This is a genomic window from Acidovorax sp. SRB_24, assembly GCF_012931925.1.
Map to the genome: position 1 here is coordinate 1 of NZ_MWOM01000299.1, position 321 is coordinate 321.

Here is a 321-nt window from a genome sequence, read left to right on the forward strand (position 1 = left end):
CACCTGCTGGCGGCGCCAGCGGTTGCGCAGCGCAATGGCCACGGCGCGCTTGGCGCTGGCCTGTCCGACAATGTGCTTGTCGAGCTCGGAGACGATTTCCTGGGGGGTCATCGAAGACATGCAGAACCTTTGATGAAATAGGCCTCTAACGCTTTCTCATAAAGCGCTGATAGCTATCAAATGAATAGTATTCAAGACAGGTGGCGCGGCAGCCGGCACGGCGTGCGCGCGCGCCACTACAGCGTCTCGATGGTGTGGTTCATGTTGGTGTAGATGCACAGCTGGCCGGCGATCTCGAGCGATTTCTTCACCACCTCCTGC

The 321-nt window shown here is 58.9% G+C and carries 1 pseudogene; it reads right to left on the bottom strand.

The window, feature by feature from the left end:
* Positions 1–236: 236 nt before the first annotated feature.
* Positions 237–321, bottom strand: a pseudogene (locus B2J89_RS22015) (HslU--HslV peptidase proteolytic subunit); the annotation flags it as partial.